Source organism: Pseudomonas sp. GW822-FHT04C11 (assembly GCF_058800905.1).
The window spans coordinates 65,117-90,158 of the sequence record NZ_JBXAMS010000010.1; the positions used below are offsets into that span (position 1 = coordinate 65,117).

A 25,042-nucleotide genomic window follows, 5' to 3' on the forward strand; every position below is an offset into this window, starting at 1 on the left:
CTGCGCCACAAGCGAAGGTTTTGTTCTCGAGGAGGACTCCATGTTTACCGGCATCATCGAATCCATCGGCAGCATCCGTGCATTGACCCCAAAAGGTGGTGATGTACGGGTTCACGTAGAAACCGGCAAGCTCGACCTGAGCGACGTCAAGCTCGGCGACAGCATCGCGGTCAACGGCGTCTGCCTGACAGCGGTTGAACTGCCGGGCAATGGCTTTGCAGCGGACGTCAGTCGCGAAACCCTCGACTGCACCGCCATGAATGACCTGAAAAGCGGCAGCCCGGTCAACCTGGAAAAAGCCTTGACCCCGACCACCCGCCTCGGTGGGCATCTGGTCAGCGGTCACGTCGACGGCGTCGGCGAAGTGGTTGCGCGTACCGAGAATGCCCGTGCCGTGGAGTTCCGCATTCGTGCGCCGAAAGACCTGGCCAAATACATCGCCCATAAAGGCTCGATCACGGTTGATGGCACCAGCCTGACGGTGAACGCGGTCGATGGCGCCGAGTTCTTGCTGACGATCATTCCGCATACCCTGAGCGAAACCATCATGGCGTCTTACCAGCCAGGTCGCCGGGTCAACCTTGAGGTCGATCTGCTGGCCCGTTACCTGGAGCGTCTATTGCTGGGTGACAAGGCCGCAGAATCCTCGAAGGGCAACATTACCGAAAGCTTTCTGGCCGCCAACGGCTACCTCAAATCCTGACTCAAGGGGGTGCCGCGTGGCGCTCAATAGCATCGAAGAACTGGTTGAAGACATCCGCCAAGGCAAGATGGTCATCCTCATGGATGACGAAGACCGCGAGAACGAAGGCGACCTGATCATGGCCGCCGAGTGCTGCCAGCCTGAACACATCAACTTCATGGCCAAGCACGCTCGTGGCCTGATCTGCATGCCGATGAGCCGCGAGCGCTGCGAGCTGCTCAAGCTGCCATTGATGGCACCGCGCAACGGCTCCGGTTTTGGCACCAAGTTCACCGTGTCCATCGAAGCCGCTGTCGGCGTCACCACCGGTATCTCTGCGGCTGATCGTGCGCGCACCGTGCAAGCGGCCGCCGCCAAAGACGCCAAGGCCGAAGACATCGTCAGCCCCGGCCACATCTTCCCGCTGATGGCGCAGGCCGGCGGCACCCTGGCCCGTGCCGGCCACACCGAAGCCGCTTGCGACCTGGCGCGCATGGCCGGTTTCGAGCCGAGCGGGGTGATCTGCGAAGTGATGAACGACGACGGCACCATGTCCCGTCGCGCCGAGCTGGAAACCTTCGCCGCCGAACACAACATCAAGATCGGCACCATCGCCGACCTGATTCACTACCGGATGATCCACGAACGTACCGTTCAGCGGATTGCCGAGCAGCCGCTGGACAGCGAACTGGGCCAGTTCAACCTGGTGACCTACCGTGATTCAGTGGAAGGCGACGTGCACATGGCACTGACCCTGGGCACCATTTGCGCCGAAGAACCGACCCTGGTTCGCGTGCACAACATGGACCCGCTGCGCGACCTGTTGATGGTCAAGCAGCCAGGCCGCTGGAGCCTGCGCGCCGCCATGGCCGCGGTTGCCGAGGCTGGCAGCGGTGTGGTGCTGTTGCTCGGTCACCCGCTTGATGGCGACGTGTTGCTGGCGCATATCCGCGAAACCGCCGACCACGCACAGCCGAAAAAACCGACCACCTACAGCATTGTCGGTGCCGGTTCGCAGATCCTGCGTGACCTGGGTGTACGCAAAATGCGCCTGATGAGTGCGCCAATGAAATTTAATGCGATATCCGGTTTCGATCTGGAAGTTGTAGAATACGTGCCCTCCGAATAAAGACCGGTGTTTTTCACCCCCCTTGTTCGCGGTTCAAATATCACTGAGGGACGCGTACTGAACGCGTCCCGGCTCTTTAAGAGATTTGTCGAATGACCCTGAAGACCATCGAAGGTACCTTCATCGCCCCCAAAGGCCGCTACGCTTTGGTTGTTGGCCGCTTCAACAGCTTCGTTGTTGAAAGCTTGGTAAGCGGTGCTGTTGATGCCCTGGTTCGCCATGGCGTGAGCGAAAGCGACATCACCATCATCCGTGCCCCTGGCGCCTTCGAAATCCCGCTGGTTGCGCAGAAAGTCGCTCAGAAGGGCGAGTTCGCGGCAATCATCGCGCTGGGCGCGGTCATTCGTGGCGGTACTCCGCACTTCGAATACGTGGCTGGCGAGTGCACCAAGGGCCTGGCCCAGGTGTCCATGGAATTCGGCGTACCGGTCGCTTTCGGCGTACTGACCGTCGACTCGATCGAGCAAGCCATCGAACGTTCCGGCACCAAGGCCGGCAACAAAGGTGCTGAAGCAGCCTTGTCCGCTCTGGAAATGGTCAGCCTGCTGGCGCAGTTGGAGGCCAAGTGATTAGCGACGAAAGCGATCGTTTCAACCCGCGCGATCCAAAGCCTGCGGATGCTGGCAAACCATCGAAAAGCGTCAAGCGTCGCGAAGCCCGTCAGCTCGCGACCCAGGCGCTGTATCAATGGCACATGGCCAAGCAATCGCTGAACGAGATCGAAGCGCAGTTCCGGGTCGATAACGATTTCACCGATGTCGATGCCGCGTACTTCCGCGAAATCCTCCACGGGGTTCCGGCGCACCGCACCGAGATCGACACCGCGCTGAAGCCATGCCTGGACATCGAAATCGAAGAGCTGGACCCGGTTGAACTGGCGGTTCTGCGCCTGTCCACCTGGGAACTGCTCAAGCGTGTCGACGTGCCTTACCGCGTGGTGATCAACGAAGGCATCGAGCTGGCTAAAGTCTTCGGTTCCACCGATGGCCACAAGTTCGTCAACGGTGTACTCGACAAGCTGGCCCCGCGCCTGCGTGAAGCTGAAGTGAAGGCGTTCAAGCGCTGATCGGCGCTTGAACTGCCATTGCCATGGGCGAGTTTGAGCTGATCCGCAATTACTTTGCCGCCGCGCCTTGTGCGCAAGGCGGTGAGGGCGTTGACCTGGGAATCGGCGACGACTGCGCCTTGCTCGCTGTTCCCGCAGGGGAGCAGCTGGCAATTTCCACCGACACGCTCGTGGCCGGTGTGCATTTCGCAGACCCTTGCGACCCGTTTCTGCTCGGTCAGCGTTCGCTGGCTGTGGCGGTCAGCGATCTGGCTGCCATGGGCGCCACCCCCATTGCCTTTACCCTTGCCCTGACTTTGCCGACGGTAACCGCCGATTGGCTGGACGCCTTTGCCCGTGGTTTGAACGCCATGGCGCAACACTGCGGTGTACGGCTGGTGGGCGGCGACACCACACGCGGCCCGCTGAGCCTGACCATGACCGTGTTTGGTCGGGTCCCGACAGGCAAGGCACTGACCCGTAGCGGTGCGCAACCCGGTGATCTGGTGTGCGTGGGCGGTGAACTGGGCAACGCCGCCGGTGCATTGTCGTTGGTGTTGGGTGAGCGCGTCGCGCCCGCCGATGTTGCCGAGCCGTTGTTGGCGCATTATTGGTCGCCACAGCCGCAGCTTGAATTGGGCATGGCGTTGCGCGGCAAAGCCACTGCGGCACTGGATATCTCTGACGGTTTGCTCGCCGATTGCGGGCATATCGCCAAGGCCTCGACTGTCGGCTTGCTGATCGAAAGCGAAAAGCTGCCGCTGTCTACGGCACTGGTGAGCTTTCTCGGTGAGAATGCGGCTCGCGTGGCGGCCTTGAGTGGCGGCGACGACTACGTGCTGGCGTTCACTCTGCCACCCGCGCAACTACCGGGACTGCTCGCCGCCGGCTGGCCGATTCACGTTGTCGGGCGGGTCGTGGCCGGGCAGGGCGTGACGCTGCTGGACGCGAACGGGCAGGACATCACCCCGCAAGCCCGGGGTTATCAACATTTTCGGGAGACACCGTGACAGATCATCCCAAGCAGAGCCCGGCAGGACGCGTGCCGCCATCGGTCTGGCGTAATCCCTGGCATTTCCTGGCGTTCGGTTTCGGCTCGGGCACCTTGCCCAAGGCGCCAGGCACCTGGGGCTCTTTGGTTGCGCTACCTTTTATCCCGTTATGGCAGATGTTGCCCGGCTGGGGGTACTGGCTGATGCTCGGCATCACGATGCTGTTCGGCTTCTGGCTGTGCGGCAAGGTTGCCGACGATTTGCGGGTGCACGACCACGAAGGCATCGTCTGGGACGAAATGGTCGGGATGTGGATCACCCTGTGGCTGGTGCCGACAGGTTGGTACTGGCTATTGGCGGGGTTCCTGCTGTTCCGCTTCTTCGACATTCTCAAACCATGGCCGATTCGCTGGATCGACCGACATGTGCACGGCGGTGTCGGGATCATGCTCGACGACGTGCTGGCAGGCGTGTTTGCCTGGTTGGCGCTGCAGGGGCTGGTCCGGTATTTCGCCTGATTGGCTGATTGAGGGGCGAATGGATTGAGGGGCTGGGGGATGGTCGGGCGCTGGCTGTGGGTTCTGGTTTTTGCGGTGTTCTGTTCGCTCGCCCGTGCGGCGGATGTGCCGACGACGCCGGCCGTGATTCATCTGGCCAGCGAGGACTGGGATGACTATACCGCCGCCGATGGCCATGGGCTGGCCTGGGACATTTTGCGCGCCGTGTTCGAGCCGGCCGGGGTGAAACTGGATATTCGCACCGTGCCTTACACCCGTTCGGTGGGGCTGGTGCAGCGTCGTGAAGTGGACGCGCTGGTTGGCTCCTATTCCAATGAGGCCGATCAGGTCCTGTATCCCCGCTGGAATTTCGACTCCGATCATATTTATGCCCTGGGCCTTGCGAGCAACCCGGTACCGACTCTGGAGACTCTGGGAGCGTACCGGCTGGCCTGGGTTCGTGGCTATCGCTACGAAAGTTACCTGCCGAACATCCACCGCTATAACCAGATCGAACGCCGCAGCGGAATCTTGCCGATGCTCAAACAGGCTCGGGCGGACTTCTATATCGACGCGCTGACGGAAATCAATGAAGTGCTCGCGGAGGCTGAGGATCCGTCCCTGTATCGGCGCACGCACTTGACCGAACTGCCGTTGTACCTTGGTTTCGCCGATACACCACGGGCCCGTGCCTTGATGGCGCTGTACGACCAGCGCATGGTGTTGTTGGTCAAAAGCGGCCAGTTGAAACCGATCTTCGAACACTGGAAACAACCTTACCCCTTTGATGAGAGTGCCAAGCCGGCAGGGCAGTGATCAAACTTTTTGATCGTTATGGCCGATAATTCAGCCTAAGCGTCTGTAGGAACCTGCTGTTACAATGCCGCCTCTGCGAATCTCCAGTACATACAGATCAGGAGCACACAGGTGCCTGTCGTTTTTGTCGCCGCTTCCAAGCTGCCAACGCCTTTTGCGCAATTCACCATGCATGGCTTTCTCGATGAGGCTACTGGCCGCGAGCACGTCGTACTGAGCCTGGGTGATGTCGCCGACGGTGCCCCGGTACTCGGCCGGTTGCACTCCGAATGCCTGACCGGCGACGCCTTGTTCAGCCAGCGTTGCGACTGCGGTTCGCAACTCGAGGCGGCGTTGCAGGCGATCGCCCGCGAAGGTCGCGGCGTGTTGCTTTACCTGCGTCAGGAAGGTCGTGGCATTGGCCTGCTGAACAAGATCCGCGCGTATGAATTGCAAGATGGCGGCGCCGACACCGTTGAAGCCAACGAGCGTCTGGGCTTTGCTGCCGACCAGCGCGACTACGCCATGTGCCTGCCGATGCTCGAGCACCTGGGCGTGAAATCCCTGCGCCTGATGACCAACAACCCGCGCAAGGTCAAAGCCTTGACCGACATGGGCATCGTGGTTGCCGAGCGCGTGCCGCTGCACACCGGCCACAATCCGCACAACAAGCTCTACCTGGCGACCAAGGCCAGCAAGCTCGACCACATGATGGGCAACGAGCATCAGGGCGAGGCAGACCGGGCGTGACTCGCGGTCAGGTCCGGCGGCGACTGTCCGTCAACTGGTGGCAATACCTGGCGCTGGCTTTGCTGCCGCTGCTGGTGATCAACGCTGTGTTCGGCCAGAGCGAGGCGTTTTTGCCGGTGCTGGCGATGCCGTTTTTCATTGCCGGGGTGGCCTCGATGTTTGTCAGCCTGCGGTTTTTCGGCGGCTACAAACATGCCTTGATCGCCACCCAGAAAGCCCTCGATACCCCGGAAGAACCCGCTGCCTGGATTGCCCTGGCGGCTAAACGCCGTCAGGCATTCCTTGTCGCGGCCTTGCCAGCCTGGGTCGGTGCTCTGGCGGTATTCGTCGGCCTCGAAGCAGTACCTTTGGTCCTGCTGGCGCTGTCGACCACGGTGCTGTTCTACCTTTACCGTATTCCGCGTCAACTCGGCTGATGCGCGGTTGGCTGGCGGTTCTGCTGCTGGCCGTCAGTGGCTCGGCGGTCGCGGTAGAGCGGGTGGTCAGCCTCGCGCCGTCACTCTCGGAAATCGTCGTTGAACTGGGCTCGGCCGACCTGCTGGTGGGCGTGCTCGATGCTGGCGAGCGTCCTGCAGAACTCAACTCCATTCCTTCTGTTGGCCGTTACGGTCAGCTGGATATGGAGCGCCTGCTCAGTCTCAAGCCGGATTTACTGTTGCTCTGGCCTGGCAGTGTCGGCCCGGCGCAGCGTGAGCAACTGAGCCGATTGGGGATCCCGACCTACGTCGCCGAACCGCATAACCTCAAACAACTGACCCACCAAATCGAAGCGATCGCCGAGCAGCTCGGCCGACCTGAACGTGGGCGCATGCTTGCGGTTGATTTGCGCAAGCAGCTCGACGATTTACGCCAGCGCTATCAACGCAAAGAACCGCTTCGGGTGTTTTATCAGGTCTGGGATCAGCCGCTCTACACCGTAGGCGGCGGGCAGATCATCAGCGATGCGCTTGAAGTGTGCGGTGCACGCAACGTGTTCGCCGACATGACTTTGCCAGCGCCGCAGGTCAGTGTGGAGTCAGTGCTTTCGCGTAATCCCCAGGTGATCCTTGCCAGCAGCCAGGTGCAGCTCGACGCCTGGAAAGCCTGGCCGCAGATGACCGCGGTGGCTCAAGGGCAATTGCTGTTGGTGGCGGATAAAGGCCTGGAGCGGCCGAGTGGGCAGATGATCGAAGCGACGGCCAAGTTGTGCCGGTTGATCGCACCACAGCGTTAACCTGTGGCGAGGGGGCTTGCCCCCGTTCGGGTGCGTAGCAGCCGTAATCCAGTTGATGCGGTGTGCCTGATTAGAACCGGTTGCTGAATTTGGGGCTGCTTCGCAGCCCAACGGGGGCAAGCCCCCTCGCCACAAATGACCGAGGCGGTCTTTAGAGCTGCGGCATCCACGTCACCCCAAACATCAACGCCCGACCTTCTTCCCGATACCCGTACTGGCTACCGTCATGCTCGTAGAGCGCGCGGCTGTAGTTCTTGTTCAGCAGGTTATCGACTTTCATTTCCAGCGTGACCTCGTGACTCGCCGCCCAACGACTGCGTAACCCGAGCAGGGCGTAACCGCCCAGCGGCTGACGGTTGTCCTTGTCGTCATAGCTGCCGCTCACTGCTTGCCAGCTGGCGCCGAGGCCGAGCCGATCAAACTGACGGTCCAGATCCAGGCTCAAGGTCCGTCGTGCACGGCGGGCCAGGGTGTGGCCGCTGTCTTGATCCCGTGGGTCGATGACCGCAACGCCGAGGTTGCTCTGCCAGCCGAACCACTCCTGCTTGAGGGCGGCTTCGAAACCATTGATCTGCGCCGACGCGATGTTTTCCGGGCGCGAATGGCTACCGAAGATGATCGCGTCTTCAAGGTCGGTGCGGTACAGCGAGGCTTCCAGCCGACTGGTTTCGCTCAGCTGACTACGCCACTGTACCTCGTAGCTTTTCGAGGTTTCGGGTTTCAGGTGCGGGTTGCTGAAGTCCGGGTAGTAGAGGTCGTTGAAGGTCGGCGCGCGGAAGCCTTCGCTGTAGCTCAGCAGCACGTCGTTGTCCGGGTTCAATGGCAGGGTGAAGGTGCCGCTCCAGCTGTTCTGGCCGCCAAACTGTTGGTTCTGATCGCGACGCAGACCCAGTTCGGTGGAGAAACTTTCAGCCTGGAAGCGATGCTGGATAAACACCGCGCGGTTCCAGCGACTGTCTTCGGCAAACGCTGTGCTGCTGTTGACCCGGTCTTCATACCAATCGCCGCCAAGAATCAGGCTGTTCTGTGGGTTCAGCGTCAGGTCGTTCTGCCAGTTCAGCGAATTGCGATAGGTGTTGAACACGCTGTGATCGTCACTGAGTTTGTCGAAGGTCTCTTCGCGGTTTTCGCTGTGGCCCAGTTCCACGCGGGACTTCCATGCATCGTTGATGCGTGCGTCGACATAACTGCTGACGCTGCTCACGGTGAAATCGTTGTAGGGCTTTTGCTGGACGCTGTTACCGGTGTTCATGTCGTAGCGACCGAACGGGTTGTCGAACTCGTTTTTGCCACGGTTATCGAGGATGTTCAGGCCGGCCTCGATATCGTCATTGACGGCATGGCTAAGGCTCAGGCTGACGGACTGGTTGCGATAGGCATCATGGTCGTCATCGCTGGGGTAGGACGTATGAGTGCGATTGATCCCAGTCGTGTCATCGAGGCTGGCACCGAGGTTGAAACGGGTTTGCGCGTCGCCCCCGGACACGCCCAGGCTGCGCTCCCAGGTCTGGTGACTGCCAAAACCCATGTGCAAGCGCGGTTGCAGGCCTGACTCGGCGCCGCGACGGGTAAAGATCTGAATCACTCCGCCAATCGCGTCGCTGCCGTAAATCACCGAGCGTGAACCACGCAGTACTTCCACGCGCTCGATCTGCTGGATATTCAGGTGCTGCAGATTACTGTCGCCGGACGTCGAGTTGCCGATGCGCTGACCGTCGACCAATACCAGCGTTTGCGCTGAGTTGGTGCCGCGAATATAGATCCCCGGCAGGCTGCCACGGCCACCGCTTTGCGCGACTTGTACGCCCGGCACCCGGCTCAGCAGGTCGGTCATGCTGCTCGGTTGCAGGCGGTCGATGTCGTCGCGGGTAAACACAGTGTTGGCGGCGCTGCTGTCGTTGCGCGCTTCGACCTGGCGGTTGGCGCTGATCAGTACGTCCGGCAGTTTCAGCGCTTGCTCGCGCTCAAAGGTGTCGGCCAAAAGCTGACCGGCAGGCAAAAGGCTCAACGTCAGGGCGAGGCGGGGGAACTTCATGGGCACAGTGTCGAGGGCTTTTTGTGGAGGGCTTTTGTGGGGGCTTTTGTGGCGAGGGGGCTTGCCCCCGCTGGGCTACGAAGTAGCCCCAAAACCAGCCAACGCGATTCTTCAGCAGGAACGCGTTGGCTTTTTTACGACTGCTTCGCAGCCGAACGGGGGCAAGCCCCCTCGCCACAGGGGGTGCGTACTTCCTGGCGGTTTAGAGGCCCAGCAGCTGCAAGCGCTGACGTACGGCTTCTTCGATACCCGCTTCATCCAGACCACACTCGGCGAGCATTTGCGCCGGCTTGGCGTGCTCGACGTAGACGTCCGGCAGGCCTAGATGCAGCATCGACTTGAGGATGTTCTCGCGGGCGAGGAACTCGCTGACCGCGCCACCGGCACCGCCCATGATGGCGTTTTCTTCGATGGTCACCAGCAACTCGTGGCTGCCGGCGATCTCGCGTACCAACGCTTCATCGAGCGGTTTGACGAAGCGCATGTCGACCACGGTCGCATCGAGTTTTTCAGCGACTTTCAGTGCTTCGGCCAATTGCACGCCGAACACCAGCAGGGCGACGGTGCTGCCCTGGCGACGAATCACGCCTTTGCCGATTTCGATCGGTTCGAGGTTCTTCTCGATTGGAGCATTCGGGCCGGTGCCGCGCGGGTAACGCACTGCCGCCGGGCCGTTGTACAGATGGCCGGTGCTGAGCATTTTGCGCAATTCGTTTTCGTCGCTCGGGGTCATCACCACCATGCCGGGGATGCAGCGCAGGAACGACAGGTCGAAACTGCCGGCGTGAGTCGGGCCGTCTTCGCCCACCAGGCCTGCACGGTCGATGGCGAACAGCACGTCGAGGTTTTGCACCGCGACGTCATGGATCAGTTGGTCGTAACCGCGTTGCAGGAACGTCGAATAGATCGCCACCACCGGTTTGGCGCCTTCGCAGGCCATGCCGGCCGCGAAAGTGACCGCGTGTTGCTCGGCAATCGCCACGTCGAAGTAGCGCAGCGGGAAGCGCTCGCTGAAGGCCACCAGGTCGGAGCCTTCTTTCATTGCCGGGGTGATACCGACCAGGCGCGGGTCAGCCGCAGCCATGTCGCACAGCCACTCGCCAAACACGCCGGAGTACTTCGGCCCACCGGCTTTTTTCGGCGCGGCAGCTGGAGCGTCCAGCGGTTCGAGCTTGGTGATCGCGTGGTAACCGATCGGGTCGACTTCCGCCGGGGCGAAGCCTTTGCCTTTCTTGGTCACCACGTGCAGGAACTGCGGGCCCTTGAGGTCACGCATGTTGCGCAGGGTGGCGATCAGGGTCGGCAGGTCATGGCCATCGATCGGGCCGATGTAGTTCCAGCCGAGTTCTTCGAACAGGGTGCCGGGAACCAGCATGCCTTTTGCGTATTCTTCGGTACGACGGGCGATTTCCCAGGCGCCGGGCAGGCGCGACAGGACCTTTTTGCTGCCTTCACGCATGCTGGCGTAAGTGCGGCTGGAAAGGATTTTCGCCAGGTAATTCGACAGCCCGCCAACGTTGCGCGAGATCGACATGTCGTTGTCGTTGAGGATCACCAGCATGTTGGCGTTGACTTCCGGCGCGTGGTTCAGCGCTTCGAACGCCATGCCAGCGGTCAGTGCGCCGTCGCCGATCACTGCGATAGCCTTGCGATCACTGTTTTGCAGGCGGGCGGCAATCGCCATGCCCAGCGCTGCGCTGATCGAGGTGCTGGAGTGGCCGACGCCAAAGGTGTCGTACTCGCTCTCGGAACGACGCGGAAAGGCCGCAAGACCGTCCTTCTGGCGCAGGCTGGCCATGCGTTCGCGGCGACCGGTGAGGATCTTGTGCGGATAGGCCTGATGACCTACGTCCCACACCAGCCGGTCGTCCGGGGTGTCGAAAACGTAATGCAGCGCGATAGTCAGCTCGATAACACCCAGGCCAGCACCGAAATGCCCGCCGGTCTGACCGACCGTGTAGAGCAATTCCAGGCGCAACTCATTCGCCAGGGTTTCCAGCTCGGCTTCGCCTAACCGGCGCAGGCCGTCCGGCGTGTTGGCACGGTCGAGCAGGGGCGTGGTCGGGCGCTTGCGGGGAATCTCATGAAACGTCGTGGGCATCAGGCGAATCGTTATAGGTATAAAAGAGGCGGCAGTTTACCTGATGCATCGCACGCTGCCCACGCAGAGCTCGGAACTTGGCCGATTTACGGTGGGCAACGGGCGCCGGATCAGTTGCGGCGTTCGACGATATAGCGCGCCAGATCACGCAGCGGCTCGGCCGACGCGTCAAACGGTCGCAGTGCGTGCAGGGCCTGATCGCGCAGTTCCAGGGCATAGGCCTTGGCCGCATCGAGGCCGAGCAGCGCCGGGTAAGTCGGTTTGTCCCGGGCGATATCGGCGCCCTGGCGCTTGCCGAGGGTTTCGGTATCGCTTTCGACATCGAGAATGTCGTCCTGCACCTGAAACGCCAGGCCGATGGCCTGTGCATAGGTCTGCAAGGATTTCAGTTGGTCTTTCTCGGCGCGGCCACTGGCCAGGGCGCCAAGCTTGACGCTGGCTTCGATCAGCGCGCCGGTCTTGTGCCGGTGCATGTATTCGAGGGCTTTTTGATCGAGCTTCAAGCCGACCGACCCCAGGTCGATGGCCTGACCGCCGACCATCCCGGCCGGGCCTGCCGCCAACGCCAGGGCGCTGACCATTTGCAGGCGGGTTTCAGCGTCGGCTGAATTCAGGCGCGGGTCGAGCAAAGCGCTGAATGCCAGGCTTTGCAGGCCGTCACCGGCGAGAATCGCGCAGGCTTCGTCGAATTTCTTGTGCGTGGTCGGTTGGCCGCGACGCAGATCGTCGTCGTCCATCGCCGGCAAATCGTCGTGCACCAGCGAGTACGCGTGGATCAGCTCCACCGCACAGGCCGCGCCGTTGGCGTGCTCAGCTTCACCGCCCAGCGCTTCGCAGGCGGCATAGGCCAGCAACGGACGAACGCGTTTGCCGCCATTCATCACGCTGTAGCGCATGGCTTCATATAAACGTGCGAGTTCAGGGCTCGGCGCGGTGAACAGGGTTTCGAGTGCCGCGTTGACCCGGGCCTGACTGCTGGCCGAATACGCCGCGATCATTCTGGCTGTTCCGCGTCAAAGGGAGCCTCGGACAGCTCGCCATCACGCTCAAGCAGCACCTGAACCTTCTGCTCGGCCTGCGCCAGCGCAGCCTGGCAATCACGGGTCAGACCGATGCCTTGCTCAAAAGCGGTCAACGAGTCTTCCAGCGACAGCTCGCCGTTCTCCAGGCGCTCGACCAGCGTTTGCAGGTCGGCGAGGGATTGTTCGAAATCCAGTGCAGCTTTTTTGCGGGCCATGGCGGCGATTTCCGGTAGACGTTAAACCGGCGCGACACTAGCAGATAGGGGGGAGAGGGGCAAATGGGCGGGGTATTTGGCGCAGCCGTTGCGGGGTAAAAGCCACGTTGATGTCAGAACCTGTTGACGATCGATCCACTTTTCGGTCCGTCGTCCAGCCGCGGGCGTGATCCTCGCCGCAAATTTAGTTGTATCTGATTGTTAAAAACCGTCCATATCGCTAACCTTCGCGCTTTCTACGACCCAATAACCACGGGTCTTTTTGACGAAACACAGTTTTTTGATCTGTAACGCGCCGAGGACCGGGCGCAAGGTTTCGTTATGCATGGCAGGAGGCGTCACATGCGTTGTTTTCTTTCACTGCTGATCACACTGGTCTGCGCCTCGGCTGCCTGGGCAGGGCCCACGGCCGAAGTGTCGGAACCGGTGGGTGGCTGGCGCTATAACGGCCTGCTGGACCGCAGTGAAAACCCTCAAGTCGCCTATCCCACACCGCCCATCGATCGGGGCGTGCAGCGCAATCGCACGATGATCGAGGGGCAGCTCAAGGCCATTGGCACGCTACGCGGGCCCCACACTCTCGCGGTCAACGGCAATCCCCTGAATCTGTACACCGATGACAACGGGCGTTTCACCCGACCGTATGCGTTCGGTGCCGGTTCCAACAGCGTCGAAGTTCGTAGTTCCGAAGGCAAGTCGCTCAAGCGCGTGCAGTTCTATGAAGCGAATAACCTGCGCACCCCGGCGCGGATTCGCGTGGTGCTGGGTTGGGACGATCCGAAGGCCGAACTCGATCTGCACATCATTACTCCCGATGGCCAGCATGCGTTCTTCGCCCATACGACGTTGACCAATGGCGGTGGCCTCGACCCGGATGGTGTCGATGGCCCTGGCCCGGAAATGTTCACCATGACTGCACCGATGCATGGCACCTATCTGGTTTACGTGAACTATTGGGGCAACTTCGGCAGCGGCGGCTATAACTTCGATGAGTCCAGCAACCAGAACGAGGTGATCACCTCGCAGATCAATCTGGTGCTCAACGAAAACACCGTCGACGAAAAACGCGAGACGTTCATCGTACCCTTGCGGGCCATCGGTGATCTGTTGCTGGTCAAGACTTTCAACTATTGAACATCCCGCACCACGGATGAATTGCCGAGCTTTGGGAACATGAGCGTGAACATGAGCGATAACACGATTTCACCGGCCGATTCCCCGGCCGCCGGCGCACCTGCGGCCAACACCTCTCGTCGTTGGCCGGCGCTGCTGATCGCGCTGTGCCTGGTGGCCGGCGTGGCGGGCGGGTTGGGATGGTTCATGCACAAACCCAAGGCGCCGCCTGCGCAGTTGGCCAGTGACAAACTGGGCATGAGCCGGCCGGACGGTCTGCTGGAAACCCGTTCCTTGAGCCAGTTGCCCAAGGACTTGCTGACAGTGCCATTTCTCAAGGAAACCCTGACCGAAGATTTCGTCTTCTATTACGAAGCCCATGCGGATCGCCTCGGGTTGATCGGCAGTCTGCGCCGGATCATTTACGAGCATGACCTCAAGTTGCAGGACAGCCTGATCGAACAGCTATTCGATCAGCCAGCAGACGTGGCGCTGTGGCGTGGGGCGGATGGTCGCCTGAAGGACTTCCTGTTGGTGATGGATCGCGGTGGCCTGGCCAAGGTGCTGGAGCCGCTGGCTAAAGTGGCGCTGGATGATTCGCAGTTGAGCCAGCTTGGCGAGATGAAAGTCGCCGGCGATGTGGTGCCGGTTTTTCAACTTACCTACAACGCCGGCAAAGCCCTGGTGTTTGCTTCTCACGGCGACAAACTGGTGGTGCTGTCCAACCCGCGCAAGCTGTATGACATGGGCCATGGTCCGACCGACGAGCACGGCATGGTCTCGACCCAGGCGCTGGAAGCACTGCTGGGTGGTGAAAAACTCTTCCCCGAAGCCTTTGGGCTGCAACCTAAAGCCCCGGAGGTCAAACAACGCCTCTCGGTCAACTCCAGTGTATTAGCCATGGGCTACCAGCGCTTCATCCCGAACTTCGCCGGGCTGCGTTTCGACATGGACGACAAGGGCTGGCACAGTTTCCTAGCCATGGATGAGCTGGAAAACCAGCCGGACTTCGATTTCAAACCGATCTGGCAAGCCATGCCCATGGGCGCCAGCGCCTGCGTGGCCCTGCCGCTGGCCGCCGAACAACAAAAACCGCTGCTGGTGAAACTCGGCGCCGACGAAGCGGTAGCCCAGGCCCTGACCGACCATGTGGCCGGTGCCGCTGGCCTCTGCTGGTATGCCGACTCACGGTTGTACACGCCGTTGCTGGTCGCCAGCCTGAATGACAAGGACAGTGCCAAGCTCGACGGCGATCTGGGCAAGCTGTTTGGCTCGATGGTGGGCGCTTATGAACGCAACGTCGCCGAACACGCCTTTGCGGTGGTCGAGAAACAGCAAGGCGAAACCCATCGGTGGCAGCGCCAGGTCAGCTCCAACTTTGGCCAATACCCGGCCAAGGCAGCCGAGCAGCCTGCCGCAATCGCCGCCAAGGCATTCCTGCGGGTGAGCCTGGCGCGCCACGGCTCGACGCTGCTGTTCTCCCTCGACGACACACTGGTGGACAAGGCCCTCGGCACCCTCGACAAACGTTTCCCGCCACTGGCCGACGTGTTGCCGAAAGATCAGCTGACGCCGCTCTACTTTGGCCCGGATTCCATGGCACAGCTGATGCAGCGGGAAACCCTGGATAGCCTGCCGCAAGACATGGAGCCGGTTTTCTACAACGCCGCGCAAACCTACCTGATTCCGAAACTGCGCACGCTCGGCGGCTACGGCAAATACGCCCTGACATTGCCCAAAGGCAGCGAGCCCGATGGCCACTGGCAATGGCTGCCGCTGGAATGGAAAACCCTGTGACGGCACTCATCCGAGGCCTTGGCCTGCTGGCGCTGCTGCTCGGCACGCGGGCATTTGCCAGCGAAGCCGCGCCGCTTGACCCGCAGCAATCCCAGGTCTTTCGCGCCTGGTTCGTGCGCATCGCCCAGGAACAATTGACCCAGGGCCCGAGCCCGCGCTGGTTTCAGCAGGACTGCGCCGGACTGGTACGTTTCGCCGCCAACGAAGCGCTGAAAGTCCACGATGACAAATGGCTACGTAGCAATGGCCTGTCCAACCGCTACCTGCCGCCGGAACTGCAATTGAGCGACGCCCAGCGCGGTCTCGCGCAGCAATGGCAGCAGGGCGGTGGCAAGGTCGGACCTTACGTCAATGCCATCAAGCTGATTCAGTTCAACAGCCGTCTGGTGGGCCGCGACCTGGCCCAGGCCCGGCCTGGCGATCTGATGTTTTTCGATCAGGGCGACGACCAGCACCTGATGATCTGGATGGGCCGCTACATCGCCTATCACACCGGCACCACCACCCCAACCGACAACGGCATGCGCTCCGCAAGCCTGCAGCAACTCATGACATGGAAGGACACCCGATGGATTCCCGACGCAGCCAACCCCAACTTCATCGGCGTCTATCGACTGAACTTTCTCTCCCAATGATCGGTGCCCGCATGTTGCGCATTTGTTCAAGACTGCCCCTGTTGTTGGCCTTGCTGGCCCCCTTGGCCACGGTCAATGCTGATGATTCCGTCGAGCCCAGCGGCTACACGGCGGTGGCCGGTGAAAGTTTTTTCCTGTTGGCCGACAGCAGTTTTGCCAGTGACGAGCAGGCGATGGTTCGCCTCGAAGCGCCGGGCCGCGACTATCGCCGATACCGTATGGAGCCGTACGGCGGCGCGGACATTCGGGTCTATCGGATCGACAAGCCGCTGGATTTCCTCAAGCGTCAGAAGAACCTGCACCGCGTGGTCAGCGACGGCCAGTTCAAGGGTGAAGGCCTGTCGAACACCCTCGCTTACCTGTGGGATAGCTGGTACCGCAAATCCCGTCGGGTGATGCAGCGAGCGTTTTCTTACGAGTCTCGCAAACAGGTCACCGAGCAAGTGCCGGAACTGAAGATGGGCACCGCCATCGTCGCGCGCACGCCTTACGACGCGCAGCCGCAATTTGCCTTGATTCCGGGTTTGCCGGTGGTCAGCCAATTTCGTTATCCGCTGTGGGAGGCCAAGCCGATCCAGCCACCTGCGGGTGTGAACCTGGCGGGTTCTTCCAGCGAGTTCATCAGTGTCGCGCCGGGTAATGTCTACATCCCGCTGGGTAACCTGAAGCCGGGGCTGTATCTGGTGGAGGCGCTGATCGGCAAGTACCGTGCGACCACTATGGTGTTCGTCTCCAACACCGTGGCCGTGAGCAAGATTGCTGGCGATGAACTACTGGTCTGGGCTGCACGCAAACATGAAGGCAGTTCGGTGCCCAAGGTCAATGTGTTGTGGACCGATGGCCTGGGTGTCATGAGCAGTGGCGCCACGGATGCCGATGGTTTGCTGCGTCTGAAACATGTCAGCCCGGAGCGTTCCTTCGTGATCGGCGAAGACGAAGAGGGCGGGGTGTTTGTCTCCGAGAACTTCTATTACGACAGTGAAATCTACGACACCAAACTCTATGCATTCACCGACCGTCCGCTCTATCGGCCGGGGGATTGGGTGTCGCTGAAAATCGTGGGTCGCGAGTTCAAGAACGCCCGGGATTCGGTGCTGCCAGCGGCTGCCGACGTCAACGTCAGCGTGCTGGATGCCACCGGTACCGTGCTGCAATCGTTGGCGTTGAAGCTGGATTCCAAGGCCGGTACCCAGGGACGCTTCCAGTTGCCGGAAAACGCTGTGGCCGGTGGTTATGAGCTGCGCTTCAGCTACAAGGATCAGGCCTACAGCAGTGCCTTTCGCGTTGCTGAATACATCAAGCCGCACTTCGAGATTTCCCTGAGTCTGGCCAAACAGGATTACCGCACCGGCGAACCGGTCAAGGGTAGCCTCGTGCTGCTGTACCCGGACGGCAAGCCCGTGGCCAACGCCAAGTTGAGCCTGAGCCTGCGCGCCCAGCAACTGTCGATGGTCGATAACGAGCTGCAATACCTCGGGCAATTCCCGGTGGAGCTGACCAGCACCGAACTGACCACCGATGCCAAGGGCAACGCCACGCTCGACCTGCCGGCCGCCGAGAAACCGAGTCGCTACATGCTCACGGTGTTCGCCAGCGACGGCGCGGCGTATCGGGTCAAGACCACCAAGGAAATCCTCATCGACCGCGGCGCCGCAAGTTTTCGCTTGAGCGCGCCGCAGCGCTTCAGTGCGGTAGGCGACAAGGTTGCATTCAGCTACGCCAACGAGGGTGGCAGCGAGCAGGGCAAAGCGCTGAGCCCGAGCACCTACAGCTGGGTGCGCCTGGAAGACCAGACCCAGGGCGAGGGCAAGCTCGCGGCCGCGGATAAAGGTTTTGCTCTGACGTTCGATCGCCCTGGTACCTACAACCTGACGTTGAAGGATGACCACGGTCGTGCGCTGGGCGGCACCGGCCATTCGGTCACCGGCGACGGGGTCAAAGCCGTACCAGGCACTGTGGAAATCGTTCTCGACAAACCCGAGTACAAGGCGGGCGATGAAGCGCTGGCACTGATCACGTTCCCCGAGCCGGTCAGTGATGCCCTGTTGTCTCTGGAGCGCGACAAAGTCGAGGCCACGGCATTGCTGTCCAAGGGCGGCGACTGGCTGAAAATGGAAAAACTCAGCCCCACGCAGTACCGCGCGCGGATTGCGGTGAAGGACACGTTCGCCCCGAACCTGACCTTCTCCGTGCTCTACACCAAGGGCGGCCAGTACAGCTTCCAGAACATCGGCATCAAAGTCGTCGCGCCGCAGATCGACGTGACCATTGCCACCGACAAGGACAGCTACCAGCCGGGCGACACCGTGTCGGTGGACCTGACCACCCGGTTCGCCGGCAAGCCGGTTCCGGCGCACCTGACGGTCAGCGTGGTGGATGAAATGATTTACGCGTTGCAACCGGAAGTCGCGCCGACCATCGACCAGTTCTTCTACCACCCACGGCGCAACAACGTGCGCACCAGCGCCAGCCTGTCGTTCATCAGCTACGACGTGGCCTTGCCGGGCAGCCCTGGCGCGCCAGGCAAGGCCAACCGTAGCGAGCGCGGAGTGAAAGTGCTGGAGCGACCACGCCGCGAAGACGTCGACACGGCGGCGTGGCAGCCGGAGTTGATGACCGACGCCAACGGCAAGACCCGTTTCACCTTCAAGATGCCCGACTCCCTTACCCGCTGGCGCATCACCGCCCGGGCCATTGCCGATGACGGTCAGGTCGGTCAGAAGAAGCAATTCGTGCGCTCGGACAAACCGCTGTACCTGAAGTGGAGCGGGCCCAGCAAATTCCGCAGCGGCGACAAACCGGATCTCGGGGTGTTCGCTTTCAGCCAGTCCGAGAAACCGGTCAAGGCCGAGCTGGTGAGCCATTACGGCGGCATCGATCAGCGTGTGCCGGTGACCCTGAACAACGGCATCAACTACATCGCGCTACCCGCCTTTGCATTGGCCAGTGGCGAGTGGACCGCCGAGCTGGTGCAGAATGGCAAAACTGCAGACGCCCTGGCCGTGCGCTTGACCGCGACCGGTGAAGGTTGGCAAGTGACTCAAAGCCAAAGTCTGGATGTGCTCGGCGGCGATACACCGCTGACCCTGCCGGCGGATGCCAGCGATATCCGCCTGCGGCTGGATGACAGCCCGCAAGCACTGTTCCGTTCGGCCGCAGGCGACCTGTTGAGCTACCCGTACGGTGGCGTCGAGCAGACCGCCAGTCGTTTGCTGCCGCTGAGCATCGCTTACCCGACCTTGTCATCGAACCCGCGGATTCGCGACCGCTTGCGGCTGATCATGCAGAACAGCCGTCTGCGGCTGGTGCAAATGGCCGGGCCTTCCGCGTGCTTCACCTGGTGGGGCCAGGATGGCGAGCCGGACGCGTTCCTCACCGCTTACGCTTATTACGCCGACTGGTACGCCAGCAAGGCGCTGGATCTGAGTCTGCCGCCGGAGCACTGGCAGCAGGTGCTGGAGATCTACGCAAAACAGGCGAAGGACACGCCGCTGTTGCAGCGAGCGCTGATTGTGTCGTTCGCCCGGCAGATGCAATTGCCGGTGAATACGTTGCTCAGCGGTTTGATGGAAGATCTGGCGAAAGCCGGCGAGGGCAATGCTGCAAACCTGATGGACGAGGGGCAAGACAGCATCGTCATGAGCGATCCGGACTCGGCGCTGGGTCTGGCCAGTGCTCGCGTGCTGACCGCATCGATGGCCGTACAGGCGAAGGTCAATCTGCCGGACGCTTTCAATCGGCAATTGGCGGATGCCCGGCAACGTTTGGCCGCCAGCTCCCAGCCATTTGTCGAAGCCTTGAACCTGTCGCTGCAACCCTTCGATCAGGCACGCGCGACAGCGTTGTTGCAACGTCTGTTGCCGCAGCAATCGACCCTGGAGCGTGCTTTGGCGCTGACCTGGTTGCAACGCAGCATCGAACAGGCTTCACCCGCCGTTGCATTGACACCGGGTGAAGGCTGGAAGCAAGGGCAGGGCGCTACCGGCGAAATCTACTGGCAGTGGCAAGGTGCGCAAGTGCCTGGCGTGTTGTCCCTGACCGGCGCCCAGGAGCGTCCGCTGCGGGCCGCGTTGAGCTTCCAGAGCAAGCAACCGGCATTCGATCCGATGGCCGTGACCATCACTCGTCGCCTGTCGCGGCTGGTGCCGGGTGACGAAGCCTTCAACTTCAAGCTGGAAGCGGTCGGCGCCCAGCCATTGTCCAGTGACAGCCTGTACCTGGACGAAGTGATCATCGCCAGCAACGCCGCGAAGCCACTGCGCTACGGCATGCTCGAAGTGCCGCTGCCACCCGGTGCGGATGTAGAGCGTACGACCTGGGGCATCAAGCTCATGGGCAAGGCCGGCAGCGAGCCGAGCTCGCTGGAAAAGGCCCGTTTCGAACCGGGACAATTGGCCTACGCGATTCCGGTCGATGCCCTGAGCGGTGAATTGCGCTTGCGTCATCTGGTGCGCTTCTCGCAAAAAGGCCAGTTCAACCTGCCGCCGGTACGCTTTACCCAGGTCTATGCGCCACAGCACCAGGCCCTGGAACAGAAGCCGGCCCTCGGCCAGATCACGGTTAAATGACATGATCCGGCCTCTGGTCTGGTGGCTGCTGTGTCTGCTCCCTGCGCTGGCCACGGCGCAGGACGAGCCGCTGCGCCTGGCTTTGAAAGGTGAGTTGCTGCAGTTGAGCCGGACTCAGGTGATGGCGCGCGAGCCGTTGCCGCAGACGCTGCAAACGCCGCTGGGGAGTGTATGGAAGCTGTTCGTTTACGGGTGGCTGGTCGATACCGGCGCTCGTGAGCCGGTTTATGAGTGTCGCGGGCAGTCGAAAGAAGAAGTGTATTGCTGCACCGCTGGCGCGAGCATTGGGCGGGATCAGGCGTTGGCGAAATCCTGCGGGCTGTATTTCGAGCCGCAGCGGTTGGGTATTACTGACGCCGGTTGGCGGGAATATTGGCAGGCGCGTCAGGCGCCGGAGTGGTTGCTGGATTTGCCGTCGTTGCAGCCGCAAACCCGGGTTTCGGTGGCTGAGTTGTTAAAGGCCCTGGCGCTGATGCCGGCGCAGGATCAGGCCCGTCGAGTGTTGCTGGATGTGGTGTTGAACGCTGCTGATGGCAACGCCGTGGGTGAACTCGGTGGCCGCCTGCGAGTGAAAACCTGGAGTTGGCTGGGGGATCAGGACCCATCGTCGCGTCAGGGCGGGTTCGCCGGATGGCTGGCGGACGGAACACCGATCTGGGCCGGCGGGCGGGGCACCAGCCAGAAGGTCCTGCGTAACTACGCAGAGGCGCTGTCCAGCGTGTTGCCGTCCACTTGGCCTGCGCAAGCGGGGCGATGCGTCGAAGTCAGCCTGTTCTCCCGCTATCCACTGCAACGCGTGCTCTCGGGTGATCGCGTGGCGCCCCCCGGCCCCTTGCAGGGCGACTACCGCGTCGAGTTCGTCAACGGTAACCAACTCGACATCCACAGCGATGGCGAGCTGTTTCTATTGAAGGACGGCCCTTCACAAAAGCTGGTCGCGCGCCTGGACCGCGAAGAATACGTCGCTCGCGTCCTCCAGCGCGAAGCCAGGCCCGAGCCCGCCGAAGCGGCCAAAGCCCTGGCCGTCGCGATCCGCACCTACCTGCTGCAAAATGCCACCCGCAGCGGTGACTGCCTGAGCATCGACGACAGCAGCAGTCGTCAGCGCGTCGCCCCGCGCCCGGCCGCGGCGGACTCGCGCAACATTGCCGCCTGGACCAGCGACCTGGTGCTTGCCGGCAGCACCGTCACTTACCACTCCGATCAGACCGGCACAGACAAACTCTCCTGGCAGCAAGCCGTCGAACAAGCCAGTGCCGGCCAGCGCTACGACGCGATTCTGCTTCACGCCTACCCGCGCGCGAGCCTCAGCCGTTGGGACAATCCCGTCGCCTCCTGCGAGGCCCTGCCCGCCGCACAAGACTGGCTGCAGAAGCAGCGCCGCAGCTGGCGCCAACGCCTTGAAAGCGAAGTCGGCTACAACGAAGTCAGCACCTTCGCCGTCTGCCGCCTCGCCTTCGGTCACCCTTATGTCGACCGCGAACGTCAGCGCATTTACGTGCGCGGCGTGCTGTCGCTACAGGATCGCCTGGACCTGACTCACGAATACTTGCACCTGGCCTTCGATGCGCACCCCAACGGCCAGGACGAAACCTACATCGAAGGGCTTGCCCGCCACCTTTTACTGGAATAGGCCATGAAACATCGTTATCCACAGGTCATCCTGTTCCTTTGCGCTTTGACTGCATTGCCTATGGCGATGGCAGCCGATGCCGTCAAACTCGACACTCCTGTCGGCGGCTGGCGCATCGGTGCCGCCGAAGGTGAAGGCGAAAACTTCCGTCAGACCGTCAACTACCCGGCTTCCTCGGTCAACACCCCGGTGGGCCAGGCCAACACCGCTCGCATTAGCGGTCAAATCAAAGCCACGCCCAAGCGCAACGAGCCCGGAAAACTCATCGTCAACGGCGTCAGCATGCCGCTGAAACTCGACCCCGCCGGACATTTCGACCGCCCGTTTTCATTCCCCAATGGCAGCAATAGCGTCGAAGTCCGCAGCCCCGACGGTCAGCAACGCCACCGCACTCAATTCCTCCACCTCAGCGGCGGTGCGACCCCGGCCAAACTGCGGGTCCTGCTGTCCTGGGACAGCGATAACACCGATCTGGATTTGCACCTCATCACCCCTGATGGCGCACACATCTGGTACGGCGACCGTGTGGCGCCCAATGGCGCGGCGCTGGATGTCGACGTCACCACCGGATACGGGCCGGAGATTTTTTCCATGCCGGCGCCGATCAAGGGGCAATACCTGGTGTATCTGAATTACTTTGGAGGCGGCTATCGCAGTGGCGAGGAGGGCCAGGAGAATGCTGTGCAGCCGCTGACGACAGCGCAGGTGACGGTGATTACAGAAGAGGGAACGCCTGACGAGAAGATGCAGACGTTTGTCGTGCCGATGCGGGCGGTGGGGGAGTTGACGCTGGTTCGGGCGTTTAGTTATCCGTGAGGGGGAGGGTAGCTGATCTGATACCGAGTACTACGACCGCCCCCTGGCAAACGCATCAGGCAGCCTTTCTCCAGCAACTCCGTCAAGTGTCGGGTTGCGGTGGCTTTGGATACTTTTGCCACGGCTTGATACTGGGCAGCGCTGATGCCGTTCTCAAAGCCGTTCTCGCCGCCATCGAGCAAGCGATTGAGTACTTTGACTTGTTCTGAAGACAGCGGATGTTCTCGATGCTGTTGCCAGAAACGCGCTTTGCCGAGCACGCGGTCGATACGAACCATAGCCTGTTGAAGGCTGCGCAATAGTGTTTGCAGAAACCACTCCAGCCACTCGGTGATATCAAGCGTGGCTTTCTGAGAGGTCTCCAGCATCCGGTAATAACCGCTGCGATCATCCAGGATACTGGCGGACATGGCGTAGAAACGGATGACCTGGTTTTCGCCTTGAGCGAGCGCCAAGTCAGTGAGGGCACGGGTCAAACGCCCGTTGCCATCGTCGAACGGATGGAGGGTCACAAACCAGAAGTGCGCGATGCCGGCACGGAGCAATGGATCGAGTTGTGTCTTGGTGCGGCTGGTTTCGAACCAGTCGAGGAAGGCATCCAACTGCTGCTCCAAGCCGTCCCGCGCAGGGGCCTCGAAATGAACGGTCGGCTTATCCAGGCGACCGGAAACCACCTGCATCGGCTCATCTCCACGCAAGGCGCCGACACGGATATTGCGTGCATTGAAGTCTTCTTCCTGAGCAGGGAACAACCACTCATGCCAGCGCAGCAGGCGTTCAAGGTTCAGCGGCTCGGCGAAATGCTGGGTGGCATCCAGCATCAACTCCGCCAACCCTTCACTGCGCTTGCTCACGCGACTGTCGCCGACGTCTTCCAGGCCCAGACGTCGGGCCAGTGAAGAGCGGACCGAACCCACATTAAGCTGTTCGCCTTCGATGGCGGATGAGGTCACGATGTTCTGAAGTAACGAATCCAGCTCACTTTGTGCGGTCAGTTCCGCCCCCACATAACTGGACATCCCCAGCAAGCGACCTTGCGCCAGCACGCACTCGCGCAACAGCGGCGACAAGCGCTCGGACTGCCAGTGAAAGTGCGGCCAATCGGGCTGTTGCCAGATCCAGCAAGGATGGTCCATGGGGAAGGGCTCTTGAGTGTGAGCCGAATAAGGAGGTTATTCGGCTCATTTGATGAGCCGATTGTGTGAGCTATTCGGCTCACCGTCCAGTAGATCGTCAGTGCGCCTGGCGATTCAGAAGAAACGATCGGCCATCACTCAATCACTCTGATCCGCTGTGGACAGCACGTCATTGATCTTCCAGCAGCCATTGTTCTTGACCAGCAACACATCAACGATCTGGGTTGTATCGGGCGTATTGCCCAGTGTCACCTGCTCCCTGGCTGAGGCTCCCTGCACGAGTGGCTCACTGACCTTGATGTGGGTGAGCCATTCTTCCATGTAGTCTTGAGCCTTGATGAAATAGTCCTCTTCGAGCCCATCCGGGCTGGTCATCTGCTTTTTGATCTTGTCGATCAGCTCGTCCGAAACGTACTGCTTCATCTGCGCAACATCTTCGGTCAACGGATCTTTTCCAGCGCTGAAGCTTTGCAGGTACCCGTTATAGAAAGCTTCGGCCACGGGCTTGGGGGAGCTGGCGCAGTCGGCGAAGGCAACAGGGGGATGAAAAACCGCTGCGGCGAACAGCAGGGAAAGCCACTTTCTCATGGTTGTGTCCTTACAGACTCGTTGGGATTGGGCGAGGCGTGGGGCATCCGCCGAGCCCGTTCAGGCGCCGGATAGGTTGAGCGCTTTGGGGAAGGGCAGTCAATGGATGGCTTATGGAGTGGCGCGGGAATGGTCCACGTCCACCGAACCGCAAGATTCTGGTTATCCGTGAGACCGTCTTACGTCGACACACTTTGTGATTTTTATTTTCTCAAGGTCGGGAGTACTCAAGGGCGTCGCCTATAGAACAGGAATGCCCTTACGTGAATGATCTCACCTC

At 61.2% G+C, this 25,042-nt stretch carries 22 protein-coding genes; 16 read left to right on the forward strand and 6 right to left on the reverse strand.

The genetic code is table 11. The features are described 5' to 3' along the window. Nucleotides 1-40: 40 nt before the first annotated feature. From AC1RJ3_RS17730 to AC1RJ3_RS17775, 10 genes are all read left to right on the forward strand, one after another. Complete coding sequence (locus tag AC1RJ3_RS17730) at nt 41-703, forward strand: riboflavin synthase (RefSeq protein ID WP_081427298.1); 663 nt, start codon at nt 41-43, stop codon at nt 701-703. 16 nt (nt 704-719) lie between these two features. Further along, nucleotides 720-1,811 carry a bifunctional 3,4-dihydroxy-2-butanone-4-phosphate synthase/GTP cyclohydrolase II gene (ribBA, locus tag AC1RJ3_RS17735; RefSeq protein ID WP_054594246.1) on the forward strand — a complete coding sequence of 364 codons (1,092 nt, stop codon included), beginning with the start codon at nt 720-722 and terminating at the stop codon, nt 1,809-1,811. Nucleotides 1,812-1,903: 92 nt separating this feature from the next. Beyond that, on the forward strand, nt 1,904-2,380 hold the full coding sequence (gene ribH / locus AC1RJ3_RS17740) for a 6,7-dimethyl-8-ribityllumazine synthase (RefSeq protein ID WP_003228649.1): 477 nt from the start codon (nt 1,904-1,906) through the stop codon (nt 2,378-2,380). After that, nucleotides 2,377-2,877 carry a transcription antitermination factor NusB gene (nusB, locus tag AC1RJ3_RS17745; RefSeq protein ID WP_019693846.1) on the forward strand — a complete coding sequence of 167 codons (501 nt, stop codon included), beginning with the start codon at nt 2,377-2,379 and terminating at the stop codon, nt 2,875-2,877. The genes ribH and nusB overlap by 4 nt, the downstream gene beginning before the upstream one ends. A gap of 23 nt (nt 2,878-2,900) precedes the next feature. After that, the gene (gene thiL / locus AC1RJ3_RS17750; RefSeq protein WP_493079608.1) at nt 2,901-3,866 is read left to right on the forward strand and encodes a thiamine-phosphate kinase; all 966 of its coding nucleotides are present in this window, start codon (nt 2,901-2,903) and stop codon (nt 3,864-3,866) included. Then, entirely contained in the window at nt 3,863-4,366 is a 504-nt protein-coding gene (locus tag AC1RJ3_RS17755) for a phosphatidylglycerophosphatase A family protein (RefSeq protein WP_493079610.1), read from the forward strand. The genes thiL and AC1RJ3_RS17755 overlap by 4 nt, the downstream gene beginning before the upstream one ends. Nucleotides 4,367-4,405: 39 nt before the next feature. Continuing rightward, nucleotides 4,406-5,161 (forward strand): substrate-binding periplasmic protein, encoded by a 756-nt coding sequence (locus tag AC1RJ3_RS17760; protein WP_493079612.1) that lies wholly within the window; start codon nt 4,406-4,408, stop codon nt 5,159-5,161. 111 nt (nt 5,162-5,272) lie between these two features. Further along, a complete protein-coding gene (gene ribA, locus AC1RJ3_RS17765; RefSeq protein ID WP_019693842.1) occupies nt 5,273-5,890 on the forward strand; it encodes a GTP cyclohydrolase II in 618 nt (205 codons plus the stop codon). Continuing rightward, complete coding sequence (locus AC1RJ3_RS17770) at nt 5,887-6,306, forward strand: MFS transporter (protein ID WP_347928127.1); 420 nt, start codon at nt 5,887-5,889, stop codon at nt 6,304-6,306. The genes ribA and AC1RJ3_RS17770 overlap by 4 nt, the downstream gene beginning before the upstream one ends. Further along, nucleotides 6,306-7,103: a cobalamin-binding protein gene (locus tag AC1RJ3_RS17775; protein WP_493079615.1), complete on the forward strand. Its 798-nt coding sequence runs from the start codon at nt 6,306-6,308 to the stop codon at nt 7,101-7,103. The genes AC1RJ3_RS17770 and AC1RJ3_RS17775 overlap by 1 nt, the downstream gene beginning before the upstream one ends. A gap of 151 nt (nt 7,104-7,254) precedes the next feature. Here AC1RJ3_RS17775 and AC1RJ3_RS17780 read toward each other — a convergent pair whose 3' ends face one another. The 4 genes from AC1RJ3_RS17780 to AC1RJ3_RS17795 all read right to left on the reverse strand — a co-directional run bounded on the left by AC1RJ3_RS17780 (nt 7,255) and on the right by AC1RJ3_RS17795 (nt 12,476). Then, a complete protein-coding gene (locus AC1RJ3_RS17780) occupies nt 7,255-9,138 on the reverse strand; it encodes a TonB-dependent receptor domain-containing protein (protein WP_493079617.1) in 1,884 nt (627 codons plus the stop codon). A 202-nt stretch (nt 9,139-9,340) separates the two neighbouring features. Next, on the reverse strand, nt 9,341-11,239 hold the full coding sequence (gene dxs / locus AC1RJ3_RS17785; protein ID WP_493079619.1) for a 1-deoxy-D-xylulose-5-phosphate synthase: 1,899 nt from the start codon (nt 11,237-11,239) through the stop codon (nt 9,341-9,343). A gap of 110 nt (nt 11,240-11,349) precedes the next feature. Next, nucleotides 11,350-12,237 carry a (2E,6E)-farnesyl diphosphate synthase gene (gene ispA / locus AC1RJ3_RS17790; RefSeq protein WP_347928124.1) on the reverse strand — a complete coding sequence of 296 codons (888 nt, stop codon included), beginning with the start codon at nt 12,235-12,237 and terminating at the stop codon, nt 11,350-11,352. Then, the gene (locus AC1RJ3_RS17795; protein WP_027617730.1) at nt 12,234-12,476 is read right to left on the reverse strand and encodes an exodeoxyribonuclease VII small subunit; all 243 of its coding nucleotides are present in this window, start codon (nt 12,474-12,476) and stop codon (nt 12,234-12,236) included. The genes ispA and AC1RJ3_RS17795 overlap by 4 nt, the downstream gene beginning before the upstream one ends. Before the next feature lie 342 nt (nt 12,477-12,818). Between AC1RJ3_RS17795 and AC1RJ3_RS17800 the strand changes: the two genes are divergently transcribed. Genes AC1RJ3_RS17800 through AC1RJ3_RS17825 form a run of 6 tightly spaced genes read left to right on the forward strand, consistent with a single transcriptional unit; the run spans nt 12,819 to nt 23,038 of the window. Further along, the gene (locus AC1RJ3_RS17800) at nt 12,819-13,610 is read left to right on the forward strand and encodes a YfaP family protein (protein WP_054594235.1); all 792 of its coding nucleotides are present in this window, start codon (nt 12,819-12,821) and stop codon (nt 13,608-13,610) included. A 51-nt stretch (nt 13,611-13,661) separates the two neighbouring features. Continuing rightward, nucleotides 13,662-15,386 (forward strand): DUF2138 domain-containing protein, encoded by a 1,725-nt coding sequence (locus tag AC1RJ3_RS17805; protein WP_493079622.1) that lies wholly within the window; start codon nt 13,662-13,664, stop codon nt 15,384-15,386. Beyond that, nucleotides 15,371-16,021 carry a DUF1175 domain-containing protein gene (locus tag AC1RJ3_RS17810; RefSeq protein WP_493079624.1) on the forward strand — a complete coding sequence of 217 codons (651 nt, stop codon included), beginning with the start codon at nt 15,371-15,373 and terminating at the stop codon, nt 16,019-16,021. Before AC1RJ3_RS17805 ends, AC1RJ3_RS17810 begins: the two co-directional genes overlap by 16 nt. Further along, complete coding sequence (locus AC1RJ3_RS17815) at nt 16,018-20,589, forward strand: alpha-2-macroglobulin family protein (protein WP_493079626.1); 4,572 nt, start codon at nt 16,018-16,020, stop codon at nt 20,587-20,589. The genes AC1RJ3_RS17810 and AC1RJ3_RS17815 overlap by 4 nt, the downstream gene beginning before the upstream one ends. 1 nt (nt 20,590) lies before the next feature. Continuing rightward, nucleotides 20,591-22,222 carry a DUF2300 domain-containing protein gene (locus tag AC1RJ3_RS17820; RefSeq protein ID WP_493079628.1) on the forward strand — a complete coding sequence of 544 codons (1,632 nt, stop codon included), beginning with the start codon at nt 20,591-20,593 and terminating at the stop codon, nt 22,220-22,222. Between the two features lie 3 nt (nt 22,223-22,225). After that, a complete protein-coding gene (locus AC1RJ3_RS17825) occupies nt 22,226-23,038 on the forward strand; it encodes a YfaP family protein (protein ID WP_347928120.1) in 813 nt (270 codons plus the stop codon). Here the strand turns inward: AC1RJ3_RS17825 and AC1RJ3_RS17830 are convergent. Together AC1RJ3_RS17830 and AC1RJ3_RS17835 are read right to left on the reverse strand one after the other, a co-directional pair. Beyond that, a complete protein-coding gene (locus AC1RJ3_RS17830; RefSeq protein ID WP_493079630.1) occupies nt 23,029-24,174 on the reverse strand; it encodes a Fic family protein in 1,146 nt (381 codons plus the stop codon). The two genes, AC1RJ3_RS17825 and AC1RJ3_RS17830, sit on opposite strands and share 10 nt — an antisense overlap. Before the next feature lie 138 nt (nt 24,175-24,312). Next, nucleotides 24,313-24,762, reverse strand: a complete 450-nt coding sequence (locus tag AC1RJ3_RS17835; protein WP_493079632.1) for a DUF3828 domain-containing protein — start codon at nt 24,760-24,762, stop codon at nt 24,313-24,315. Between the last annotated feature and the right edge of the window lie 280 nt (nt 24,763-25,042).